Genomic DNA, 24,534 nt, shown 5'->3' on the forward strand with positions numbered 1-24,534 from the left:
ATGCCAAAAATCATTGTATTTCGTCAGAAGGGAAAGTTTAAGAAGACGAGCGGATTTTTGAAGCGGGTGAGCCGGATGGACCTGGATGCGGTGCTGGACGAGTACGGCAAAAGGGGCGTGGCAGCGCTGGCTGAGGCGACCCCGAAAGACACCGGAAAGACCGCCGCGAGCTGGAATTACCGGGTGACAAAAGGGGCCGACAGCATCGTGATCACCTGGTCGAACACGAACGTCGTGGACGACGTACCGATCGCGGTCATTTTACAGTACGGGCACAGCACACGGAACGGCGGCTATGTGGAAGGCGTTGATTATATCAACCCGGCCATGAAGCCGATCTTTGAGGAAATCGCCCGCAAAGCATGGAGGGAGGTGCAGAGAGGATGAGCAGAGAAGTAGACCAGCGCGTGGTCGAAATGCGGTTTGACAACGCACAGTTTGAGAAGAACACGCGCGAGAGCATGAAGACTCTGGACCGGCTCCAGGAAAAGTTGCAGTTCAAGGACGTGGACAAGGGCTTCGAAAACATCGAAAAAGCCCAGCGGAACGTGAACTTCGACGAGATGGAAGGCGCACTGGACACCCTGAAGGTGAAGTTCAACGCGCTGGACGTGATGGCTGTGGCCGCACTGACCAACATCACGAACAAGATCGTGGACACCGGCGAACGTCTGGTGAAGAGCCTTTCGGTGGACCAGGTGGCCAGCGGATGGAATAAGTACACCGAGAAGACCTCGAATGTGCAGACCATCATGAACGCGACGGGCGAAAGCATCGACAACGTCAACGGCTACCTGAACAAGCTGATGTGGTACTCGGATGAGACGAGTTACAGCTTCAGCGAGATGACGAGTGCCCTTTCGCAGATGACTGCGGCAGGCGGCGACATCAAGAAGATGATCCCCATGATTATGGGCATCGCCAACGCCACCGCCGACGCCGGTAAAACGGGCTTTGCATTCCAGAGCACCATCCGAAACCTGACCCAGAGTTACAGCGCCGGTCACCTGCAATTGCAGGACTGGAAGAGCCTCAACCTGATGGGCACGGCCACCAAGGCTCTGAAACAGGAACTCATCGACACGGCTGTGGAGATGGGCAAACTGAAAGAGGGCGAGGTGACCATTGCCACCTTCGAAAGTACCCTTTCGAACAAGTGGGCTGACACGAAGGTCATGGAAAAGACCTTCGAAAAGTACGCCTCCATGATGGAAGCTGCGTACGATATGGTGCAGCAGAACCCTGGCATGACCAGCTCCGAGGCGCTGGAGAAACTGAGCGGGCAATATGGCGAGCTGGCAGAGCGCGCGGCGTTGGCGGCCCAGCAGGCAACGAGCTTCGAGCAGGCCATCGACTCCACGAAGGACGCAGTCAGTTCCTCCTGGATGAAAGTCTTCGAGACCTTCTTCGGCAACAAGGAGGAAGCGACCGAGACCTGGACGGAACTGGCGAACCGGCTGTACGATATTTTCGTACCGTCCATCGACGCGCTGAACGAACGGCTGAAAGAGGGTCTCGACACCGGCTGGAAACAGCTGAACGACAAGCTGGGCGACCAGGCGGAGACCTACGACACCGTGCTGCAAAAAGTGGCACTGGCCAGCGGGGCGGTGACCGAAGAATCCATTGAAGAAGCGGGCAGCTTTGCGAACGCATTGCGGGAAGGCGGCGTCAACGCCGAGCTGCTTCAAAATGGATTGGACGTGACCCTCGTCAGCCTGGAAAAGTACCTCGCCATGAGTGACGAGGCGCTGGATGCCCGCAATCTGGACAAGGAAGCCATTGAGCGGGACTATGAAGCGCTGAGCCGGTTGAACGAGGAGTTCCGGACCGGAGAAGCCAGCCTGGCAGACTATGCCGCCGGTATGAGCGAGCTTTCGGGCCGCGAACACCTGATGCAGAGTCTGTGGAACATCATGGATGCACTGAGTGCTCTGGTGCAGCCCATCCACGATGCGTTCCAGGAGATCTTCCCGCCGACGAGCGGCAAGCAGATCAAGAGCTTTGCGGAAGGGCTGGACAGTATCACAAAGAAGCTTATCATCAGTGATGAAACGGCCAAGAAGATCAAGACTGCCGCAGAGGGCGTTTTCTCTGTTCTGCGGGTCGGGAAAGATATTCTGGAAGGCATCATTTCTGGCGTGGCGCGGGTTCTGACCCTGGCAAAGCCTTTGGCTGATGTTCTGCTGGATGTGGCATCGGCTGCCGGTGAATTTGTTTCGGAGATCACAAATGGGCTCCACCCGCTGGAATCGATTGGAGCCTGGGTGACTGACTTCGTAGATGCAGCTGCCCCGGTGCTTTATTCTTTTGGATCTGTTGCGGACAAGATTTTTATGCAGTTTGCGCAGAGTGCAAAAGACGCATTCAATGAATTTGACCCGGAGAAATTGAATCAGTTTATTCTGGGCGGCATGGGAGCCAGCATGCTGGTCTCCGTCAAGGGATTCTTTGAAAGCATCAAGGCCATCGGTTCCAGTGCAAAGGATGTGGTCGGCGGTATCAAAGACTGCATCGAATCTCTGGGAGAGGCGGTCGATGCATGGAAATCAGCTAAGAAAGCTGATACTTTGATGACAATCGCAAAGGCTGTGGCATTGATGGCCGGTTCGCTGGCAGTGCTCTCCATGGTGAAAGCGAATCGTCTCGGTGCTGCCATCGGGGCATTGACCGTTACGTTTGGCGAACTGCTGGGCGTAATGGACATAATGACCCATCTGACGAAGAATGTGAAGATCCTGAAGCTGAGCGTTCTGGCTGGCGGTATGGTGGCTGTCTCAGCTGCGGTTCTGGTGCTCTCAGGTGCACTGAAAGTTATTTCGTCCATTGATTCTGACAAACTGTTCGGCAGTGTGGTGGCACTTGGCAGCGTGATGGCAGAGCTGACGGTGATTGCAGTCATTCTATCGAGAGATGGAGGGCGGTTCACCAAGGGCGCTGCAGGCATGATCGCTTTTGCGGCAGGCATCCGGATTCTGGCATCCAGCGTGAAAGCCTTAGGCGGCCTGAGCGTGACAGCACTTGCCAAGGGTATTGCAGGAGTGGGAGCACTATGCGCCGAACTGGTGTTCGCCGCAAAGTTAATGAACGGCACAAAATTCGGCATCGGGAAGGGCACTGGCTTTGTTCTGGTGGCTGCCTCCATGGAAATCCTTCAGGATACCGTTGCAAAATTCGGCGAAATGGACTGGGAATCCATCGGTCGTGGATTACTTGCAATGGCTGGTGGGTTGGGTGCATGTGTGGCTGCATTGAATCTGTCGAAAGGTACCATCGGCGGTGCAATCAGTTTGACCATGATGGCTGCGGCAGTGAACTTACTGGTTCCTGCATTACAGGGACTTGGTAATCTGAGCTGGGAAACCATCGGTAAAGGGCTGTTGACGCTTATCGGTGCGTTTGCTGTGATGGGTGGCGCGGCAGTGATCCTGACTCCTGTGACTCCGGTAATCGTAGCGCTGAGCCTTTCTCTGAGTGCGCTGGCACTGAGCCTTGGCGCACTGCTGGCGCTCAACTCTGCGTCCATGTTCATCGGAAATCTGGCATCGAGTCTGAGTTTACTGAACGGACTGAACTTTCAGGTCTTTCTGAATGGCATCAAATCTGTTGCGTGGCTGCTGGTGGAGTTCATTGCCGGAGTCTTTGAAGGGCTGGCAAAAGTTTCAAGCAGTCTGGTCGGTTCCATTGCCACGATTATTGCGTCGATCTGTGATGCAATCGTACTGGCGGCTCCCTCCATTGGCAATGCCCTGTATGTTGTGGGTGTAACAGTGATCGACACGGTCGTAAAACTGTTGGCATACGTGTGGGAAAAAATCGAACCCGCATTGGATGATCTGTGGGAAAAGTTCACGACATGGGCAGGAAACCACAATCCGCTTGACCCCAAAAATTGGGGTGGACAGGACAAAGGCGTTTCGGCCCAGGCTTTTGTACTGCCTTTTGCGGATATCATGGACGAACTGAAAAATGGCGATTCCGTGGCGGCAGGACTTTATCAACTGTGCACAAGCATTGGTAAGAACGCAAGTAAGGGCGTGGCAGAAGGACAGCTCGAAAGCAAGAATGATGCCACAGATGCTTCCGAAGAAGTTGCTAATGCCGTAATTGACACCAGCAAAAAGACCCTCGATGTGAATTCTCCGTCCAAGGTCATGGCTCAGATTGGCCAGTATGTTACATTGGGACTGGCACAAGGCATTGCAGACCCGATTGCACTGGCGCAGGCCAAGGCCAGTATGCTGCACGCGGCAACTGCCATCCGGAACGTCTTCACCACCTTCTGGGGCATCCATTCGCCCAGTGACGTTGCTGCCAGCGATGCGGAGAACATCATTGAGGGTGCGATCCTGGGCATTGGCGACAAGACGAAACAGGACGAACTGCGACAGGCGAGTTATTCTGGTGCATTGGTAATGAAAGACGGTGCCCTCCAGGCCATAGACGAGACCATCCTTGCCGTTCAGAAGAAAATACCGGAACTTTATGACGCATTCAAGCAGAGCAGTCTGCGCCCCGGTAATCTGCTGTATCAAAATGGACTGTCCGACGCGATGAACGATTTCAGCAATGCCATGGACGATACCGTTATAATCCCAGGAAAAACCGGCCTGAAGAGAGCAGGTGGCAGTCGGAATGCAACGAAGGCAGAGATCGCAGGCGCAAAACAGGGAAATGCGGATGTGCAGAAGAATCCATACGGTATCCTGAGCAGTTTGTATCAGAAAACGCAGGATACGATCAACGATGCACTCCCGACTGTCACGCCCACAGCCTCCAAGGGCGGCACCACGAAGGTGACCAAGACCGAGGCGGACAAACTGGTGGACGAGTACACCAAGAAGCTGAAGGCGAACAAGGCCAAGATGGACGCCGCCGACAAGGAATACGCACTGTGGGAGCTGACCGAAGGCGACACGTCGAGCGTGGAAGCCCTGGTGGAAAAGAAGACCGACAGCCTGACGCAGGCTATCGCGGACCAGACCGACCGGGTGGCCATCGCGAAGAAACAGTACGACAAGATCCTTGCGGAGAAGAGTTCCACCGACACCCAGAAGAGCGATGCGTATGCGACCTACCTCGACGAGGAGAAGACGCTGGCAGAGCTGAAGGGGAAGAAGCAGGCGACGCTGTTCCAGGTGATCAAAGACCGGTATGACGACGAAGCCAGCACCGCGACGGACGAGTACGAACTGTGGGCGAGCCTGTACGAAGACACGGCCACGGTGGAGGAAAAGTCGAACAAGAAGATCGAGAACCTGAACAAGAAGATCGGCATCCAGGCGAAGGTCGTGACGGCCGCCGAAGAGGAGTACACCAAGCTGAAAGCCGAGTTCGGCGAAGAGAGCCTGAAGACCCAGGAAGCCTACCGGCAGTGGCTGGAAGAGCAGAAGGAACAGCAGGACCTCATCAACGATATGAACCAGGCCCAGCTGGACGCCTTTGACGATGCTCTGGCCATGCTGGAAAAGCAGGAAAAGATCATCACGAACCGGCAGAACGTGCTGAAAAAGATCTACAATGACGGTGACCTCTCGCAGCGGGAGGAAGCCTACAAGGCGGCGGTCAAGCAGTACGGTGCAGACAGCAAGGAGGCGCGCCTCGCCTCCACCCAGGGCACGATGACCGCCATTCTGGGCGTTGGTACGGCTCTGGACAGCATGGCCTATTCGGTCAAGAAGCTGACGAACAAACAGAACAAGTACAACGAAGCTGTCAAACAGAGCGGCAAGGACAGCGAAGCGGCGCTGGATGCACTGGCCGAGTGGCAGGGTGAACAGTACAACTTCGTGGGCTTTGCCGAAGATCTGGCCACGGCGTTCGATTTGGACGACAGCGGCAAACGGATGACCATGCAGCTGGGCTATGCCATCGCCCGGAACTGGAAGCCGATCCAAAAGGGATTCCAGGACGTCTGGCAGAAGGTACAGACCAAATTCCCGCAAGCCGCACAGAACATGGCCAACGCCTTCGGGCTGGTGGTGCGGGAAGGCGCGACCGAAGTCATCACCGACGTGTACAGCATGATCACCGCAGCGGTGGGCGGAGACTGGGGACAGGCTCTGACGAGCGGCATTGCGGCCGTGCTGGACTTTATGGGCAGCGACTTCGGAAAGACTGTGCTGGACACCGTCGGTCCGATGCTGGCGACCGCTGGCAAGAAGCTGAGCGGCACACTGGCCGCGACACTGGGCGGTGTGGTGAGCGAAGGCGGGCTTCTGACCACGATCGGCACCAAACTGGCCGGACTGGCAGCGACCATCGGCGGAGAAGGCGGCATCCTGGCCACGGTCGGTGCAAAGCTGGCGGCGCTGGCGGCATCGCTCGGCCCGCATGGTCTGCTTATAGCGGCGGTCGTTGCGGCCGGTGCAGTGGTCATCACCTTGCTGGTGAAGAACTGGGACAAGGTGAAGAACTTCTTCGGCAGGGCGCTGGACTGGCTGCGGAACCTGTTCTCGAAGTTCGTGGAGGTCGGCAAGAACCTCGTCAAGGGACTGTGGGAAGGCATCACCGGGGCAGCGAAGGCTGTGGGTGACGGCATCAAGAACCTGTGCACAGGCCTTGTGAACGGGGTGAAGAGCTTCTTCGGCATCCACTCGCCCTCGACCGTGATGGCCCAGCTGGGCGAATACATGAGTCTTGGCTTTGCCAATGGCATCGCGGACAGCGGGAACGCTGTGGACCGGAGCATGAACGACGTGATGCGCTCGGCGCTGAGTGCTGCGCAGATGAGCGCCAACATGATCCTGAGCTGCTTTGATGAGGACGCGGACTTCAGCCCGACCATCACGCCCGTGGTGGATCTGGAAGGGGTGCGCAACAGCGCCAACTGGATGCAGAGCGCCTTCGCAGACCCGGACGGGACCCTGAACGCCCGCTTCGAACAGCCCACCCAGCTGATGCGCAGCTTTGCCAAGCGCCGGGAAATTCAAAATGGAGAACCGACAGCAGCTGCCGCAAGCGGCAACGATGACGTCGTGGCAGCCATTGAGAGCCTGGGCAGCCGGGTGGACGCGGTGAGCGAGGCGGTGCGGAACATGAAGCTTTCCATTGACCGGAGAAAGCTGGTCGGAGAGATCATCGAGGATGTGGATACGAAGCTCATGGAACGGGCAGAACGGAGACGGCGATGAATAGCGTAGATCTGTTGCGCCTGTACATCGGCGGAAACCCGCTGGCGGAGTATGCGTCGGTTACGTTCCTGGTAAAGAACGGTGCAGGGCAGTACGAAAGTTGTTCGACAAAAGACCTGAATCTGGTGCCGTTGAGCCCGCTGCATGTAAACGCATTTGAAGAAAACTGCAAGACCGTCAGCATCCCCGCGATGCACGGAGCACCGGAGTATCCGGCTGCCCTGAGACGGGTGTATAAGAACGCGACGGGAACCTGGGAGTTTTATTACGTCCAGGACGGAACCCTGCATGCGAGCTGGGATGACTATGGCGCAAACAGCCTGAAAGACTGGGTGAAGGTGCGGATGCGATGCGGCATTCCCGGACCGAACGAAATGAGCCTGAAGCTATATCACGGATGGCATACCCGAACCGGCGAGTGGAGCAGCACCTACTACCGACTGATGCGGTTTATTCAGGGAAAAGACTGCAAAGTGCGGATGCACGTGGATGCCACGGCTGTAAGCGGGCCGAGAGATGCCGAATACGAGGGGCGGTGCTGGGTGAGCAGTGTGAAACCCAACGAAGGAAAGATGGTATTTGCCATCAGTTACAACTTCGCGCCCCAGAACGAAGAACGACAATAACCGAAATTTCAAAATGGAGGGAGCAGCATGTATCATTCCATCACCATTGGCGACAAGAACACCTGGGATGACTGGCACATGATCCCGGTCACTCCCCCGGTGATCGCTCCCCCGGTTGAAAAGACCATCTCCCTGGACGTCGAAGGACGGAACGGGGCGGTGTATCTTTCCAAAAGTGTCACGGGCGAGGCGGTATTCAAGGCCCGTGAAGGAAGCTGGGAGTTTTATCTGGATACCGAATCCTGGAGAGGGCAGTATGGTTCCTCGCCAGTTGGAAAACAGGCGCTGGATCATCTTGCAAAAGCACTGAACGAAGACATCGCAAAGCCGATGAAGCAGTCTGTGCGGCTGGAGGATGACCCGGCGTTCTTTTATTTTGGAAGAGTCTGGGTGAGCGGAGGTATCAAGCAGCAGAACGACCACACAGTCATTACGCTGAAATACAGCCTTTACCCGTTCAAATATTTATACAACAACATTCAGGACGACTGGCTCTGGGACCCATTCAATTTTACGACCGACCTGGCGCTGCCGTATGCAAAGAATCTGGTGCTGAGAGGACAGGAGCAGGTAAATTTGTATCTGCCGCCGTCCGAAAAACCAAGCGTCGTGCGGGCCAGAGGAGGGGGCGGAGTGGTCGCAGGGCTCTACAAAAGCCGTACCCTGCCGTACCGGTATGCAGGGCTTGCAGGACTCTACACGGACCGCGCAGAGCGCCGACTGGTAAACAACATAGAGATCGCGCTGGGCGTCATCGACGACGACCTGCGATATGACGTGTATGAACTGAAGCTGAAGAACATGACCCTGATCCGACAGGTGGTCAATGTGACCTACCTGCCAGCATACTTATAAGGAGCTTTTCAAAATGGGATATCGGGTATATGCCGGAAGGATCGAGCGGGCGGAAGGAGCCTTTCGCGAGGGGAGCTGGGTCGGGTTCCGATGGGTAGACCGGGTGACACTTTACGACGCAGCGGGCGACCACATCGAAGGAGATGTCCCCGGACAGGTCGTGCTGGACCCGGTACTGACGCAGGAGAAAAACCAGCTGAACAGCTTTGAGTGCAGCATCCCATATGAGATCGAGACGCCGTTTGCTACGATCCGGAACCCCGTGTACGACGCGCTGAAGCTGCGCAAGAGCTGGGTATGCGTGGAAGAAGACGACAAGCCCATCTTCGTTGGGCGGGTGACAGAACTGGAAAAGCAGTTTGACCGGAGCTGGCGTGTATACGCCGAGGGAGCTCTTGGCGTGATGCAGGACGAGAGCTGGAAACTGGACCCGGCGACTTACACCCTGACGAAGGCTCGGAGCGAAACTTCAAAATGGTTCGATACGTATTATGCAGACACTCTGTTCAACCAGCTGTTCGCTCTGGGAAGGGCTGACTGCGGGTTGATCTGCATCGGGAAAGTGACGGTGCAAAACGGGAAGACCGTTGATACGACCGACAAAGGCACCCAGATCGACACCCACTGGAACCTGTTGAACACGCTTTTTCTGGACGAATACGACGGATATCTGCGAACGCGCATCGAAACATCCGGTGATGTGTGGCGCATTTGTGTGGATTACCTGCTGGACATCGAAGAGACGACCCAGCAGGCGATTTATTACGGCTCGAACCTGCTGGACCTGACTTATACCGAGAAGATCCCCAACGACTTTGCGACCCGGATCACGGCGTATGGCTCAAAGACGGAATCGCACGGGTGGTGGATCTGGAAGAAATACTCCACATCGGCCATAGTGGCGGTGGCGAAGAACGACGAAGCGGAAAGCAAATACGGCGTAGTGGAGAAGATCGTGACCGTGGATGGGGATACGACCGAAGCCAGCTTGCAGGAAACGGCGGACAAGCAGCTGAAGGAATACAAGCAGGACGTAGAACCGAGTTTGATGATCGAAGCGTTCGACTACAAAGACACGGGGCGGGACCTGGACCGGCTGCAATTTCTGAAAAAGACCCATGTGGTCTCCGAACCGCATGGAGTAGATGGGTGGTATGTTTGCACCAAGACGGCCCTGACACTGGATGCACCGGACAACAAGCGGTATGAATATGGCCTGCCGCCCAGAAAACTGACCGACCAGCAGAACGCGAACACTACAAACCAGAAGACGATCAAGAACCAATTGCGGGGCGTGCTGAGTTGGCTGAACAAATAAAGCGGGGTGATTTTTCAAAATGATGAGTTTCGATGAGATCATTGAGGGCATCCGGAAAGCGCTGTACGGACGCGAGGTGCGCGAATACTTCGCCTATGCGATCCAGTGGGTGAGAGATTGGGTGACCGAACAGGTCGAGCAGATGAAGAACTGGCTCGAATGGGCCAAGCACTACGCCCAGGATGCCCAGCGGAGCGCCACGGCCTCGGCTAAGAGCGCAGCAGAATCAAAGGAGAGCGCCAGCCAGAGTGCGGCCAGTGCGGCAAGCTCAAAAGCAAGTGCAGATGCCAGTGCGGCGAGCGCGGCAGAATCGAAGGCAAGCGCCGCGGCCTCGGCCAAGAGTGCCAAAAACTCGAAGCTGAGCGAGGAAAGCTCGAAGCTCTACTCGGAACGGTCGCGGGACATCGTCAACGATTTTCAAAATGACTACAAAGGCGGGTACTACAAGACCTTCAACCTGGTGGCCTACCGGAACAAGTGGGGCACTTTGCCGCAGGCGCAGGGCATCTTCACCTATTACTGCGACATCCCGGTCGAAGACCTGACCGAACGGTTCACGCCGTTTGCCGCCATGACGCTGGAAAGCTACGCCTCGGCCACGGCGGCCGGTGTGGCATGCAGTGTGGAGAGCCGGAAGGGCTGTCTTCGGCTGTTTTCCCGCCGCATCCCGGACGCAGACCTGGACATCATCCTGACCCTGTTCGGTGTGGGCACCCTGAATTATTTTCTGGCAGTGCCGACGGCCGACTGGACGCCGCTGCGGCCTACCATTGGCCCGAACCAGTATTACTGTGATGTGGCCGTGAAGAACTGCACCTCCGACATGATCCCGCTGGGCATGACTGACCTTGTGAACTGGGAGGAAGCGGAAAACGCAGGCATGGCAAGCGTTCTGAGCACCGGCGACGGCTATGTGCGGTTCTATGCCGTGCGCAGACCGGAGGCGAACATCCATGTGAATGTCATTCTGCTCAAGCGGGAAGAGCCCGTGAACCGCCCGGCCACCAAGACGGAGCTGGGCCTTGTGATGATCGGTGACGGCATGGACGTGACAGCGGCTGGACGCATTTCGACACGCGGGGCAACGAATGAAGAGTTCCGGACTGCAATGCAGGACGCTTTCGGGGAGGTAGACGGATGGCGGATGTGATCTACGCAAAATTAGAACAGCTGCATCAGATGGCTTGTTCGATCGGCATGGTGCTGAAGGCATTGCAGGCACAGGTGAAGACCATCGACGAACGGGGCGGCGAAGACAATGTTCTGGAAAAGATCCTTGTAAACGGGACGCAACTGTTCCCTGACCGCGAAAAAGCCGTTCGGATGACGATCCCTACCAAGATCTCAGACCTGGACAACGACAAAAAGTTTCAGGAGAATGTCATCGAGCAGGTATTGCTGAACGGCACAAAAATGCCGGTGGACAGTCAGAAACGAGTGAGCATTAGAATTCCGACCGGCACAAACAACCTGGTGAACGATGCAGGATACCAGACGAACGCGGATGTGCTCGCGGCCATCCGGGCGAATGCCTACGTCCACCCCAGCCACACGGCATACGGGTCGGGGTTGTATAAGATCGTAGTGGACAACCTGGGCCACGTGACGAGCGCGGCAAAGGCGGTGAAGAGCGATATCACGTCGCTGGGCATCCCCGGACAGGATACCGTCTACACCCACCCGAAGTACACGGCGCGCGGAACGGGGCTCTACAAGATCGCCGTGGATGCGCTCGGCCATGTTTCCGGTGTGGTGGGCGTAAGCAAAGGCGATATCACGTCGCTGGGCATTCCGGGACAGGATACCGTCTACACCCATCCGGGCTACACCGGGCATGGGCTGGGGCTTTACAAGCTGGCCGTGGACGGACAGGGGCATGTTTCCAGCGTTGCGGGCATCACGAAGAGTGATATCACAGCACTGGGCATTCCCGGACAGGACACGAACAGCTGGCGCGGCATCCAGAACAACCTAAGCAGCGACTCCACGAGCGATTCGCTGAGCGCCGCGATGGGGAAGGCCCTGAATACCAGCCTGAACAATGCGATCACCCGTATCGCGACCTGCGAACAGAAGATCAAGGCCATTGGCGGGGTGACCGAAGTTCTTCTTGGAACGGTCGTAAGTCCGGGTATCAAGGGTGACACCTTGGAAAAAGGTGCGACCCACACGATGGCAACCTTTGGCAGCGAGGTGGCATTTGTTGATATTGATGCGGTAGGTAAGCTTCTTCGTGGCTCTTCCTCGGTGAAGCTGTTATGGACTGTATACGATGATCCTGGTAGTTACTACCATTATCTGTATGTACGCTGGGACTTTACATCGGATGGTAGAGTGACTGCAACCTGTGACAGAGAACTCAGCGACACCGGCTGGAGCTGGTATAGCAGCACCCTGAAGGTGAACATCAAATATTACAAGTACGCGGCGTAAGGAGGAAATTTCAAAATGGCATTTGGACCCATGAGTGTCGGTAACCAGGCGACACTGTCGCTGCTGACCGACCAGACCCTGACCCAGGAGAACATGCCCGCCGACGCCAAAGCGACCGGCACCCGGATGAGCGCGGCGGAACAGGGCATCAAGAGCCTGAACGACCGCATCGTGAAGTACCTGCTGCTGAGCGGCGGCACCATGACCGGCGAATTGAAAGTGGAAGGCGGCATCAAAGGCAACCTGACCGGCAGCGCCACCCAGTGGAACAACCATACCCTGCGGAAAAACCGTGCCACTGTGAGTGGGACGACCTGGGTGCCTGTGTTCACGGACAACAACGTAGACTATGCCACGTTGGACGATCTGCTGCGGTCAGCCACCACCCGCATCTCGACGCTGGAACAGAAGTATCAAGCCATTGCAAAGACAACGGAAGTTCTTCTTGGAACGGTCGTAAGTCCGGGTATCAAGGGTGACACCTTGGAAAAAGGTGCGACCCACACGATGGCAACCTTTGGCAGCGAGGTGGCATTTGTTAAAATTGGTACGGTAGGTAAGCTTCTTCGTGGCTCTTCCTCGGTGAATCTGTTATGGACTGTATACGATGATCCTGGTAGTTACTACCATTATCTGTATGTACGCTGGGACTTTACATCGGATGGTAGAGTGACTGCAACCTGTGACAGAGAACTCAGCGACACCGGCTGGAGCTGGTATAGCAGCACCCTGAAGGTGAACATTGACTATTACAGCTACGCAGTTGCGACCTAAGGAGGCGAAATTTCAAAATGGAGATCTTAGACGTTTCCCGCTGGCAGGGGAATGTGGACTGGAAGAAGGTCAAGACCAGCGGCAAGGTGGACGGCGTGATGCTGCGGACGGTCTCGACCAGCACGGCATACGGCGGCATCTACATCGACCCGACCTTTGAGAAAAATTACTGGGGCTGTGTGGAGGCCGGACTGCCGGTGGGCGCGTACTACTACACCAAAGCCATCACGGCCATCCATGCCGCACAGGAGCTGGCAAAGCTGCAAGTTGCATTGGAGGGCAAGGACTTTACGCTGCCCATTGCCGTGGACGTGGAAGACCCCAGCCTGAAAGCCCTGCGGCCGGAGGAGCTGGCGAAGCTCGTCAAAATGGAGGCGAAGCAGATCGAAGCGTGGGGACTGTATGCTATGGTGTACACCTACACGAACTTCGCTGACACGGCGCTGGCGATGCACGAGCTGACCGACTTCGACCTGTGGATCGCGGACTACCGCGGCAAGCGCCCCACCCGCAAGCATGGGATGTGGCAGTATACGAGCAAGGGGCGTGTGCCCGGCGTGAAAAACGGCGTAGACCTCAGCCATGCCTACAAGGACTACCCCAGCATCATCAAGCGGGCCGGGCTGACCCGGATGAAGGAGGCGTGACACCGATGTGGCAGTTTCTCATGGAATACTGGGCCCAATGGGTCTGTACGCTGATCGGTGCGGGCATTCTGGCTGCGCTGCCGAAGATCAAGGCCCTCTGGAACGCAGTATTGGCACTGCTGCACGACCGCATCTACACCGAATGCTACCGGTTCATGGAGCTGGGGTACATCACGCAGGACGGTCTGCGAAACCTGGGATACCTATATAAGACTTACCACATGATGGGCGGGAACGGCACCGGTACGGAGCTTTACAACCGAGCCAAGGCCCTGCCCATCCACACCGTATAACGGAGGATTTCAAAATGGAACACAAAGCATCGACCGCGACCATCGTCCGGACCGTCTGCCTCGCTCTGGCTCTGGTCAACCAGCTGCTCAGCGCGGGCGGACACAGTGTGATCCCCATCGACAACGAGACCGTGAACCAGCTCGTGACCGCTGGGGTGACCATCGTGACGGCCATCGTGAACTGGTGGTACAATAATTCGTTCACGGAAGCCGCCATCGAGGCGGACAAGACCTTAGAACGGGTCAGAGAGAAGAACCGGAGTTGACGAAATAACAAAACACCCTGCCAGACTGAGAGGCTCCGACGATCGGGTCGGGGAACGCAGTTTTGACAGGGTGTTTTCTTTTTTGAGGGAGTATGGTATACTATTTTGTGATATGGATGAATCGTGCCTTTGACACGTAATGGATGCGCAGTGTAGGAATTACGACTCCTACAGCAGTAGTTAGACGTCATTTTTATTCCTACATTGCACAGTCAGATATTACGATATAGCGTCAATTATATAGGGTTAGAAGGTGTACTATGGAAACAAGCTACTTAAAAACACTTGAGCTTGATAAGATCATTGCCCGCGCAGCCGAGGGCTGCGTCTGCCGGGAGGCCAAAGCGCAGATGCTGGCGCTGGAGCCCCAGTGCGACCCGGACGAGGTCCGCTATTCGCTGGAACAGACAGATGCCATCAACAGCCTGCTCATCAAAAACGGTTCGCCCCGGTTCGGCGGTGTGGAGGGTGTCAGCCAGCTGGTGACCCGCGCTGTCAAGGGCGGTGTCCTCTCGATGGGAGAACTGCTGATGGTGGCGGGCGCACTCCGTAACTTCCAGAATCTGAGCAGCTGGTACGGTTCCTCGGATCACGAGGCGCTGCCGACAGACGACTTGTTCTACGCGCTGGCCCCGCAGCCCGGCCTGGAGCAGCAGATCTCCAGCGCCATTCTGGCACCGGATGCCATGGCTGACACGGCTTCTCGCACATTGAATGAGCTGCGCAAGAAAATCCACGCCACCGAAAACAGCATCCGCGACCGTCTGGAAACTATGGTCCGCAACATGGACACCTCCAAATATCTGCAAGAGAGCGTCGTTTCCATGCGAAACGGCCGGTATGTCGTCCCGGTCAAGAGTGAATACCGCGGCGAAGTGAGCGGCATCATCCACGATGTCTCCTCCACGGGCGCAACGGTCTTTGTGGAGCCGCAGGCCGTCGTGGAGGCAAACGCCCGCATCCTGCAATACCGCGCACAGGAAGCGCAGGAAATCGAGCGCATTCTGGTTGCCTTCACGGCACAGGTCGCCGCCATTGAGCCGCAATTCCAGTACAGCTATAAGGCCATGCTGGAAATTGACGTCCTGCTGGCCAAAGCGCGGCTGGCGCTGGACATGAAGGCCTTTAAGCCTGCCGTGCGGACCGATTCGTCCTTCTCACTCATCCGGGCACGGCATCCGCTCATCGACCCCAAAAAGTGCGTCCCGGTGGATATCGCGCTGGGCAGAGACTACGATTCGCTTATCATCACCGGCCCGAACACCGGCGGCAAGACAGTCACCCTGAAAACGGCCGGTCTGCTGTGTGCCATGGCACAATGCGGCTTCCTTATTCCTGCCGACGAGCGCAGCGAGATCTGCGTATTTGACGAGTTCCTCGTGGACATCGGCGACGAGCAGAGCATCGAACAGAGCCTGTCCACCTTCTCCGGCCACATGAAGAAGATCACAGGCATCCTGGAACTGGCAATGCCCCGTACACTGGTCCTGCTGGACGAATTGGGAGCAGGCACAGACCCCGCCGAGGGTGCTGCGCTGGCAGTCGCCATCATCGAAGAGCTGCGCCGCCGTGGTGTGCTGCTGATGGCGACCACCCACTATGCAGAGCTGAAGGTCTTTGCTCTGGAGACGAAAGGCGTCGTCAATGCCAGCTGTGAATTTGACCTTGAGACGCTGCGCCCCACATACAAGCTGAGCGTCGGCGTTCCCGGCAAATCCAACGCTTTCCTCATCAGCGAGAAGCTCGGCATCCCAGAGCGCGTCATCGAAGCGGCACAGCAGCATCTTTCGGCAGAGGACAAGCGTCTGGATGCGGTTCTGGGCCAGCTGGACGACCTGAAACTGCAGCTCAAGGAAAGCCAGGACGAGGTGGAAGAGCTTCGCAATGAGGCTGCCCATCAGCTGGATGCCGCCCGCAAAAAGCGGGACGAACTCATCCAGCAGGGCGAAAATGAGCTGGAAGCAGCCCGCGCCAAGGCCCGTGCACTGGCACAGCAGGTGGAAAGCAAAGCATACGCTTTGACGGATGAGCTTCGTCAGCTCCAGAAGGATGAGCGGATGAGCACTCAGCAGAAAGCCCAGCGCGCGCGGGAAATCGCCAAAAAGGAATCGGAAAAGCTCTTCATCGGCACCGAGATTGTGCACAATCCGGTCAAGGAATTCGTTCCGCTGAAGGAGGTCAAGGTGGGGCAGGAGGTCTGCATCGCCGAGCTGAATCAGCTGGCAACGGTGCTGGCTCTGCCGGATAAAAACGGCGATGTCCTCGTTCGCGCCGGAATCATCAAGACCAAAGTTCCGCTCCTGGGCCTGAAGCAGCCCGAAAAGCTGGTCAAGGAACCGCAGGCCAAGACCAAGGCGCAGCAGCGGTATTCCCGCCTGACCGGTGACGCCAACCGTCCGAACGGCAGGGTAGAGCGTGTGCAGCGCAGCGCCAAAATGGAGTGCAATCTGCTGGGCCTGACGGTCGATGAGGCACTGCCGGAGGTGGATTCCTTCATTGACCGCGCCATCCTGAACGGCCAGACCGTGGTCTATCTGATCCATGGCAACGGCACCGGTGCACTGCGCACGGCCATCCACAAGCATCTGCGCGGAAACCGCATGGTCAAGAGCTTCCGCCTTGGCCGCTACGGCGAGGGGGAAAGCGGCGTGACCGTGGTCGAACTGAAGTAAAATTTCTCCGGGCATTTCCCGGAAACCTGCCCCGGAAACCATCTCGCGGGCAGGTTTTGTTTTATTCAAAGCAGGGAAGTCTATATGGCAAAACATGCAGTCCATCGCAAAAAGAAACAGAAAAATCAGGCCTTTTCATTTCGTCACGCGGTCATTCTCTGCCTCTGTTTCACCGGGATCTGTTTCGGCCTTTATTTGTGGCATGCAGCCTTTACGATCGGGCAGGGAACACCCGCTGTAGACGATGATGATTTCCGTCCTACTTTCGGCCCGCCGCCCTATCGTATTGCGATCGATGCCGGGCACGGCGGCTCGGACCCCGGTGCGCAGGGGATCGTAACGGAAAAGGAGATGACGGCAGCTACCGCCGAAGCACTGCGCGGGTGGCTGGAGGCCGACCCTAATTTTATCCCGCTCCAGACCCGCGAAAGCTATGACGCCACGGCAAAGCCAGCAGAACGCGCCGCTGCGGCCAATGCGCTCTCGCCGGACCTGCTGCTTTCCATCCACGGGAACTCTGCACCGGAAGGCTCCACGGCCTCCGGGTTCGAGTGCTATCCCAGTGTGCCGGGCCGCACCTGGCATCAGGAAAGCTATTATTTCGCGAAACGCCTGGCCAGCGCCATGCGTTCCGCCGGGGCCAGTCTGCGGGGGCGCGGGGGAGTCCGTTACATTTATTATATCGGAGAAGCAAAGCAGCTGGTCGAGACCAGCCACACCGAAGTGCGGGCAGAGCGCAGCTTTACCATCCTGGAAGATGCAAACTGTCCGGCCGTTCTGGCAGAGCAGTGCTTTGTGACCAGTGCCGCCGATGTTGCACAGTTTGGCAGTGAAGAGGGTTGCAGGCGAACCGCCCGCGCTTATTATGAAGCCATCTGTACATATTTTGAGATCACGCCGCTGCCGGAATAAACCAGACCCGGCGCAACACACATAGCCTGAACCTGCAACGGTGTGCGTCCTGAAACTGAAACGAAAAATGAGCCTCCCGGCAAAGCTGTGCGCGTGGAACACAGCAGAAGAGGGGGCCTGTTTTTCATCGACATAAGTTTCGTATAATGCACGTTATGTGAAATATAGGGGAGTGAAAAAGCCCTCTTTTCTCCAATTTTTGCCAATTAAGGCCGCTGGGCTCGATTTTGAACCCCAGCGGCCTTTTTGCGGTTGGTGTATATGAATGCAATTTGTAGTGTGTTTTTTCTGCGTTTTGATTTACGCTTTTGTCTTTGTCAAGAAACGATTCATCACAACGACGGTGTAATCGTTTATATGATCTCTCAAGCCGGTGTCTGTGAATTGATTTTTCAGCCAGAACGATCTGCTTTGTTCGTTTCCATCCACATAACCCAAACGAATGTATTGATAATCCCATTGCGCCAGACAGGCACACAGCTCAGTGATGATCGAGCTTCCGACGCCAGTTCCTTGCAGGACTTTTTCCATCATAAAGAATCCGATGAACCCACTTTGCGCATCCGGATAATGGTCGATGAAATCCATCACAGCCACAAGCCGCTGGTGGACGTCAAAATAGCCCAGATAATACTTATCCTGTTCTTGACCGGCCTTGCGCTGCGGCATGGCCTTCATATCGGCTTCGATCTTTTCCGGCGTCACAAACGGCGGACAATGCTCATAAAACTGCGGATTTTTCTCACAAAGCGCAAAAATGGACGGAATATCGTCACGGAGCAGCCGTCGCACCGTAAAGGTACATGAAAATTTCGTATAATCCATTTTAGCGCTCCATTTTCTCACTTGCATCCGGCTCACGCAGCGCCGAAACATCTACGCGGAAACCGTCTTTGGCAGCCCCATCAAAGGCTTCCATCGGCCCGGTTGGCGTTTCGGCTGCATCATCCGGAGCATCCTTCGTTCCTGCGTCCATTTCTGCGCCGTTCGGCGAAATTCCCCCGCGGGTCTCCCCCGCTTCTTGTTTTGTTGTATCCAAACTTGTCTTCCGGACTTCCCCCAGCGGATTCTGCTCAATGGCTGCGCGAACCTGAAATTCTTGCAGATGCGTATAGATCTGGGTCGTGCCCACACTGCTGTGGCCGAGCAGCTGCTTGAGCGTCAGAATATCCACATTGCCGGTCTGGTACATCAGCGTAGCTGCTGTATGCCGCAGCTTATGGGTCGAAAAGCCCTTCAGCCCTGCCGCCTTCATGGCACCTGTCACCAGCTGTTCCACACGGCGGTTCGAGATGCGGTCTTTCATGCGGCGGGTCACAAAAACGGCCTTTTCCTTGGGGTCCAGACCGTCCATCGTGTTCCGCTTTTTGAGATACAATTGCAGCGCTTCGATGCAGGCATCATTCAGGTAGACCATGCGCTCCTTGTGGCCTTTGCCGAACAGCCGGATCTGCCGCTGTTCCAGGTCAATGTCGCCAAGGTCCATCCCGACCAGTTCTGCCAGACGCATCCCGCAGTTCAGAAACAGCACGACCATGCAGTAATCCCGCTCAGGGAAATCGCTCTGATGCTGGGTGCTTTCCAGCAGCTGCATGGATTGCTCCGCCGTCAGGTATTTGGGCAGGACTTTATCCTGCTTGGGCGGTTTGATGGAGGCCGTCGGGTCCTGCGAAAGGCGGTTGACCTGATTGACCAGATAGTCATAAAACCCATGCAGGCTGGCCAGCCGCCGGGCGGTGGAGGACTTTTTGTTTCCGCATTCACGGTTCAGAAAATACAGATATTCGTAGACGTCCTCTTTTGTCACGCTGCCCCAGAATGCGGTGTCGAGCCCTTTGGGGTCGATCTCTTTCAGTTCCGCATCCTCTGCCACAAGGCCCCTGCGGCGCTTCATAAAGCGGCTGAAGCCGCGCAGATCGCAGTAATAGCTGAACGCTGTGTTCGCGCTTTTGCCTGCGATCACTTCCAGATAACGCACATACTCCACAATGTCCGCCGAAGCATCATCGAACGGTTTGTGCTTGCTGGGATTCTTTTCATCAAGATAGATGGACATATCGTTTCCTTATCATTTTCATTAAAGGCGGTCGTTTTTCAAAGCATGGATCGCATCCGAGATATAAGCCGCCCCTACGAGCTTCATGCCCGGATAATCCGCCGGATTCAGATGCGCGAGGCTGTGCTTCGGCACGACGGCACGTTCAAAACCGATCCGTTCCGCCTCCCGCAGACGCTGTTCCAGATTGGGCACACTGCGCACCTCGCCGCCCAGACCGACTTCACCGATGGCGATCAATTTGTCGCTGACCGGGCAGTCCAGCAGCGATGAGACCATGCTGAGGCAGACCGCCAGGTCGCAGGCGGTATCCCGCAGCGTGATGCCGCTGACGATGTTGATATACACATCCAGGTTGCCGAAGAAATACCCGGCGCGTTTTTCAAGGACCGCGATGAGAAGGTTCATGCGGTTGTAATCGTAGCCGCTGCAGGCGCGGCGCGGTGCCGGGAAATTCGTTTTCGTCGCAAGCGCCTGAATCTCGCTCAGAATGGGGCGGCTGCCCTCCATCGTGCAGGCGACGCAGTTGCCGGAAACGCCGAGCGGACGCCCTTCCAGAAGCATCTGCGAGGGGTTTTCGATCTCTTCCAGCCCTTGCCCCGTCATATCGAACATGCCCAGCTCATTCGTGGAGCCATAGCGATTCTTGGCTGCCCGCAGGATGCGGTAAGGCAGCATTTTGTCGCCCTCAAAGTATAGCACCGTATCCACGATGTGCTCCATGACCTTGGGGCCGGCAATGGCACCGTCCTTGTTGACATGGCCCACGATGAACATCGGGATCTCCTGCTTTTTGGCCACTGCCAGCAGCCGGGCCGCGCTTTCCTTCACCTGGCTGACCGTGCCGGACGAAGAGGAGATGTCCATGCAGCGCATGGTCTGGATGGAGTCGATGACCACAAGGTCCGGTTTTTCCTTTTCGATCAGGCCGCAGATCTCGTCCACGTCGTTTTCGGCTACCAGATAGATGTTCTCCTGCGGGATCTTGAGCCGCGCGGCACGCAGCTTGACCTGCCGCACCGACTCTTCCCCCGTAATATACAAAACCGTGTGCTGGTTGGAGATGGCACCGCAAAGCTGCAGCAGCATGGTGGATTTGCCCACGCCCGGCTCACCGCTGAGCAGGACCACACCGCCCAGCACGATGCCGCCGCCCAGCACACGGTCCAGTTCGGAGATGCCGGTCAGAATGCGGCTTTTCTCCTCTGTCGTGCTGATCTCCGACAGGCGCTTCGCCGTCAGCGAGGTCACTCCCTCCTGCCGGGCAGGGGCGGCGGCTTTTCCGCCGGTAAGCCCCGCCTTGGGGGCCTCTGCGACCACATCTTCGTTCATGGTGTTCCAGCTTCCGCAGCTGGGGCAGCGGCCCATCCAGCGCGGGCTGGTCTCCCCGCAGTTGGAACAGACGTAAACGGTCTTCAGTTTTGGTTCTTTCATAGACGCTCCTGTGGGGCCCGCCGGGCGGCAGGCCCGCTTTGTTTGTTCCTCTTTATATTACCACATCCGGCGGACCCCCGCAACCGCTCTCTTATTTTACCTCTACGATGGTGATGTTCTGAGCCGTCACGCTGCTTTTGCTCAGAACGATATCCCGGATCTGCGCCACCTGCGCTGCTGTCAGTGCGTCGCCGGAGGTCATCACCGTCAGATCTGCCCGGCCGGACTGCAAAAAGCAGAGGCAGTCCGCGAAGCCTTTGGCCTTGACCATCGTTTCGATCTCATTTTCCGCATGGAGATCTTCCAGATTGCCTGTCAACTGCTGGGTGTAGCTCTTTTTCTCTTCTGCGGAGAGCGACGACGATTTCAAAGCTTTCTGCACGGCGTCCATTGCTTCGTCGTGCGCCTTGGTCCGCTTGAGCCGGGCCTCTTCAAAGAACTTGGAACCGCTGTGATTCGCTACGCTGACGAGCTGTGCTTCTCCATAATTCTTGTTGGCGCTGGAAACGGCTTCCGCCTCGGTCATCAGGCCGTCCAGAATGGGCGCGGAGGCTTCGTCCGCCGTGTCTGCTCCTGCCGCGACCTGGACGGCGTTTTCCTCCAGCGTGACGCCCGCCCGCGCATACTGCCAGTTCAGATAGACCGCAACGACCAGAGCCGCCGCCAGGGTAAGCGCCGTCACTTTTCGGGTGTTCTTGGAAATAGCTCTCATGGAAATGTTCCTCCTTGTCTCTGTGATTTAATGGTTCGGAAACAGCCGGTCAGGGCCGGCGTTGTTCTACACAGATCCGGGTAGACGAAATATCCAGCAATGCCCGCACAAGCTCGGTGATCCGTGCAGCGACCCGGACATCTCCCCCGCCGTCACAGACGACCGCGACCCCGCACACCTGCGGATAATAGACCGTCTGCGCCAGAGCCGTGCCGTCATCCAACAGCACATGCGTTTCCTGGCTTTGGGTCTGTCCCGACTGCGTGTCCGTAGCATAGACGGTCTCCTCCCCGGTTTCCAGTGTCACCATCACGGCCGTGGCCCCGGCCCCATCGATCTGCCCGATCAGGTCCTGGAGCTGTGCTTCCAGCTGCTCCCGGTAGACTAACGCCTGGGAAGCCGACGCCGCGGATGGTTCCGCAGGCGGCGTTGCAGGCAGCAGTTCGGAGAGCAGCAGCAACAGCATCGCCGCGCCGCCCAGCACCACGGCCAGTCGGGTGCGGTTCTGCTTTTCCAGCAGTGCCCGGAAATCAAATGTCGTTCCTTCTCCCCGCTGTTTCATGGCGCATTCTCCCCGCCGGGTACGTCCCACACAGGCGATACGCCCAGCGTATGTTGAAGAAGTTCCTCTACCGCGTCCCGCGTTTCTTCCGCCTTTCCCATCGGCGTCACCGTCAGGGAATGGACCTGTACGCCCTCCGCTGTCTCTTCCAGCTCGATGCGGATGGCGACCTCTGCGCCCAGCTCCTCACGGCAGCGGGCTTCCAAGGTGTCTTCCAGCTGAGACGCCGCCGCGCAAAGCACGGTCTCCTTCTGTGTTCCCAGCTCCACCGAAGACGCCGCCGGGAGAGCGAACGCCTGCCACTCCCCTTTTGCCTGCGGAAGCACACAGAGGACCACTGCTAAAATATATAACCCAGCCACCGCTTTTATGCTGCGCCGGACCCACCCCTGCCCTGTGAGCTGTGCGGTCAGCTCCGCGCAGATACACGCCGTGCAGAAAACTGCCACCGCCGCTTTGATGTTCTGCACCTCATCCACCCCCTACCACAAAGAGCAGTGCCGTGCCTGCAATGGCAAGCCCCGCAAACAGCGCCGTCACCGCCATCATGCAGCGGAGCGCCTCAGCAAAGCATTCCAGAAGGCTCTGGCAGCGCTCACTGCCCATCATTCCGCATAGAAGTCCGCATCCGGAAAGCAGGCCCAGCTGGATCAGCATTCCCAGATAGACCGGCACGAATTCTGCTGCAATGGTCAATAGCGCAGCCAGCCCCAGCCCGCTTTTCAAAAGCTGAAGGCACGACAGCACCGTCTCCGAGGCATCGCGCAGCGTCTCCCCGATGATCGGCACCGTCCCGGTCAGAAGCTGCCCGGTGCGAAGGGCCGCACGGTCCAGTTGCAGCGTTGAGATGCGCTCCAGACCCAAAAGAGCAACCAGAAGTTTGCCCGCCCATCCCAGCAGCTTTTCCAGCGCACGGCCAACCGCCTTGCAAAAGCTCCCCAGCCCGGTTTCCGCACAGATGCAGCAGGCCATGCTCAAGGCCAGATAGCATTGGAGCAGCGGCGGCACCAGCACCGTGAGCCCCTGCGCCAGAGCACACAGCAGCGTCAGAAGAAAACCGCCTGCCGAAGCGCCTGCCACGCTCTCGCCGCCCAGGGTCAGGACCCCTGCATACACTGGCAGAAAACCCAGAAGAAACCGGTTCCAGCTTTCGATCTGGGTGCAGAGCGTTTCGGAAAGGGCCACGAGCTTCTCCCATAGCAGGACCCCGCAGCCCCCTGCGCAGACGAGGTCCAGCAGTGTTCCATCCGCATGGCCGCCCAACAGCAGTGCGATGACGGCGCCCAGCACCAGAAAGGTCAGAACCGCCGCATACCAGCTTGCAGCGGTATGCAGAGCCGTGGGCAGGGACTCCGGCAGAAAACTGCGCAGCGCCTCCCAGGGGTTTTCTGCGAACGCCGCAGGCGGTACCGGGCTTTGTTCCAGATAAGGCCCCCACATCTCCGCGCCCGGAAGGCGCATATCCCAGTTGTTCATCCCGTCATACTCCCGATTCGCTGTAAAATCTCTTCCAGCAGCGGCCACGCCGCCGCAAGCACCAGACAGCGGCCGGCCAGCCCGACACACCACGCCAGCGATTCCGCTCCGGCTTCTTCGCAGAGGGTGTGGGTGTAGTCCGTCAGAAGCAGGACGACCGCGCTCTTCATCAGACACGAAAAGGCCGCGCCGTTCGTCTGCTCCCCCAGGCGGACGATGCCGAGGAGCGCCGCCCGGAACGCAGACCCGACCCGCACCAGAAGCACCAGTGCCGCCCCCAGCGAAAGCAGCAGCGCGTAGGATGGGACACTGCGCCTGAGCACTGTATAAAGCAATGCTGCCACAAGCGCCAGACCAAAGACCGC

The 24,534-nt window shown here is 57.3% G+C and carries 21 protein-coding genes; 13 read left to right on the top strand and 8 right to left on the bottom strand.

What is annotated here, in order from left to right; all coding sequences use genetic code 11:
• The 13 genes from DWY95_RS07480 to DWY95_RS07540 all read left to right on the top strand — a co-directional run bounded on the left by DWY95_RS07480 (nucleotide 1) and on the right by DWY95_RS07540 (nucleotide 17,929).
• Complete coding sequence (locus DWY95_RS07480; RefSeq protein WP_263291094.1) at nucleotides 1–387, top strand: HK97 gp10 family phage protein; 387 nt, start codon at nucleotides 1–3, stop codon at nucleotides 385–387.
• A complete protein-coding gene (locus tag DWY95_RS07485; protein WP_118552995.1) occupies nucleotides 384–7,133 on the top strand; it encodes a hypothetical protein in 6,750 nt (2,249 codons plus the stop codon). The genes DWY95_RS07480 and DWY95_RS07485 overlap by 4 nt, the downstream gene beginning before the upstream one ends.
• The gene (locus DWY95_RS07490; RefSeq protein WP_118552996.1) at nucleotides 7,130–7,759 is read left to right on the top strand and encodes a hypothetical protein; all 630 of its coding nucleotides are present in this window, start codon (nucleotides 7,130–7,132) and stop codon (nucleotides 7,757–7,759) included. The genes DWY95_RS07485 and DWY95_RS07490 overlap by 4 nt, the downstream gene beginning before the upstream one ends.
• Nucleotides 7,760–7,786: 27 nt before the next feature.
• Nucleotides 7,787–8,614, top strand: coding sequence for a hypothetical protein (locus DWY95_RS07495; RefSeq protein WP_118552997.1), 828 nt, complete (start codon nucleotides 7,787–7,789; stop codon nucleotides 8,612–8,614).
• Between the two features lie 13 nt (nucleotides 8,615–8,627).
• Nucleotides 8,628–9,932, top strand: coding sequence for a hypothetical protein (locus DWY95_RS07500; protein ID WP_147365931.1), 1,305 nt, complete (start codon nucleotides 8,628–8,630; stop codon nucleotides 9,930–9,932).
• A 19-nt stretch (nucleotides 9,933–9,951) separates the two neighbouring features.
• The gene (locus DWY95_RS07505) at nucleotides 9,952–11,082 is read left to right on the top strand and encodes a hypothetical protein (RefSeq protein WP_118552999.1); all 1,131 of its coding nucleotides are present in this window, start codon (nucleotides 9,952–9,954) and stop codon (nucleotides 11,080–11,082) included.
• A complete protein-coding gene (locus DWY95_RS07510; RefSeq protein WP_118553000.1) occupies nucleotides 11,070–12,365 on the top strand; it encodes a hypothetical protein in 1,296 nt (431 codons plus the stop codon). Before DWY95_RS07505 ends, DWY95_RS07510 begins: the two co-directional genes overlap by 13 nt.
• Nucleotides 12,366–12,380: 15 nt before the next feature.
• Nucleotides 12,381–13,139: a hypothetical protein gene (locus DWY95_RS07515; protein ID WP_118553001.1), complete on the top strand. Its 759-nt coding sequence runs from the start codon at nucleotides 12,381–12,383 to the stop codon at nucleotides 13,137–13,139.
• 17 nt (nucleotides 13,140–13,156) lie between these two features.
• The gene (locus DWY95_RS07520) at nucleotides 13,157–13,786 is read left to right on the top strand and encodes a GH25 family lysozyme (RefSeq protein WP_118553002.1); all 630 of its coding nucleotides are present in this window, start codon (nucleotides 13,157–13,159) and stop codon (nucleotides 13,784–13,786) included.
• 5 nt (nucleotides 13,787–13,791) lie between these two features.
• Entirely contained in the window at nucleotides 13,792–14,079 is a 288-nt protein-coding gene (locus tag DWY95_RS07525) for a hypothetical protein (RefSeq protein ID WP_118553003.1), read from the top strand.
• A 14-nt stretch (nucleotides 14,080–14,093) separates the two neighbouring features.
• On the top strand, nucleotides 14,094–14,345 hold the full coding sequence (locus DWY95_RS07530; RefSeq protein WP_118553004.1) for a phage holin: 252 nt from the start codon (nucleotides 14,094–14,096) through the stop codon (nucleotides 14,343–14,345).
• A gap of 260 nt (nucleotides 14,346–14,605) precedes the next feature.
• Complete coding sequence (locus tag DWY95_RS07535) at nucleotides 14,606–17,017, top strand: endonuclease MutS2 (protein WP_118553005.1); 2,412 nt, start codon at nucleotides 14,606–14,608, stop codon at nucleotides 17,015–17,017.
• Nucleotides 17,018–17,101: 84 nt separating this feature from the next.
• A complete protein-coding gene (locus DWY95_RS07540; protein ID WP_118553006.1) occupies nucleotides 17,102–17,929 on the top strand; it encodes an N-acetylmuramoyl-L-alanine amidase in 828 nt (275 codons plus the stop codon).
• Nucleotides 17,930–18,229: 300 nt separating this feature from the next.
• On the opposite strand, the gene DWY95_RS07545 is transcribed toward DWY95_RS07540, so the two are convergent.
• The 8 genes from DWY95_RS07545 to DWY95_RS07580 form a co-directional block, all read right to left on the bottom strand.
• Nucleotides 18,230–18,754 (bottom strand): GNAT family N-acetyltransferase, encoded by a 525-nt coding sequence (locus DWY95_RS07545; RefSeq protein WP_118553007.1) that lies wholly within the window; start codon nucleotides 18,752–18,754, stop codon nucleotides 18,230–18,232.
• A 1-nt stretch (nucleotide 18,755) separates the two neighbouring features.
• Complete coding sequence (locus DWY95_RS07550; protein ID WP_118553008.1) at nucleotides 18,756–19,985, bottom strand: tyrosine-type recombinase/integrase; 1,230 nt, start codon at nucleotides 19,983–19,985, stop codon at nucleotides 18,756–18,758.
• 21 nt (nucleotides 19,986–20,006) lie between these two features.
• Nucleotides 20,007–21,419: a DNA repair protein RadA gene (gene radA / locus DWY95_RS07555; protein ID WP_097792238.1), complete on the bottom strand. Its 1,413-nt coding sequence runs from the start codon at nucleotides 21,417–21,419 to the stop codon at nucleotides 20,007–20,009.
• Nucleotides 21,420–21,510: 91 nt separating this feature from the next.
• The gene (locus tag DWY95_RS07560; protein ID WP_118553009.1) at nucleotides 21,511–22,131 is read right to left on the bottom strand and encodes a SpoIIIAH-like family protein; all 621 of its coding nucleotides are present in this window, start codon (nucleotides 22,129–22,131) and stop codon (nucleotides 21,511–21,513) included.
• A gap of 49 nt (nucleotides 22,132–22,180) precedes the next feature.
• Nucleotides 22,181–22,693: a stage III sporulation protein AG gene (locus DWY95_RS07565; RefSeq protein ID WP_118553010.1), complete on the bottom strand. Its 513-nt coding sequence runs from the start codon at nucleotides 22,691–22,693 to the stop codon at nucleotides 22,181–22,183.
• Nucleotides 22,690–23,163 (bottom strand): hypothetical protein, encoded by a 474-nt coding sequence (locus DWY95_RS07570; protein WP_118553011.1) that lies wholly within the window; start codon nucleotides 23,161–23,163, stop codon nucleotides 22,690–22,692. The genes DWY95_RS07565 and DWY95_RS07570 overlap by 4 nt, the downstream gene beginning before the upstream one ends.
• A gap of 1 nt (nucleotide 23,164) precedes the next feature.
• Entirely contained in the window at nucleotides 23,165–24,169 is a 1,005-nt protein-coding gene (locus tag DWY95_RS07575; RefSeq protein WP_118553012.1) for a stage III sporulation protein AE, read from the bottom strand.
• Nucleotides 24,166–24,513 (bottom strand): SpoIIIAC/SpoIIIAD family protein, encoded by a 348-nt coding sequence (locus DWY95_RS07580; protein ID WP_223381487.1) that lies wholly within the window; start codon nucleotides 24,511–24,513, stop codon nucleotides 24,166–24,168. Before DWY95_RS07580 ends, DWY95_RS07575 begins: the two co-directional genes overlap by 4 nt.
• Nucleotides 24,514–24,534 lie beyond the last annotated feature (21 nt).

The sequence above is a fragment of the Faecalibacterium sp. AF28-13AC genome, assembly GCF_003478405.1.
Lineage (GTDB): Bacteria > Bacillota > Clostridia > Oscillospirales > Ruminococcaceae > Faecalibacterium > Faecalibacterium prausnitzii_E.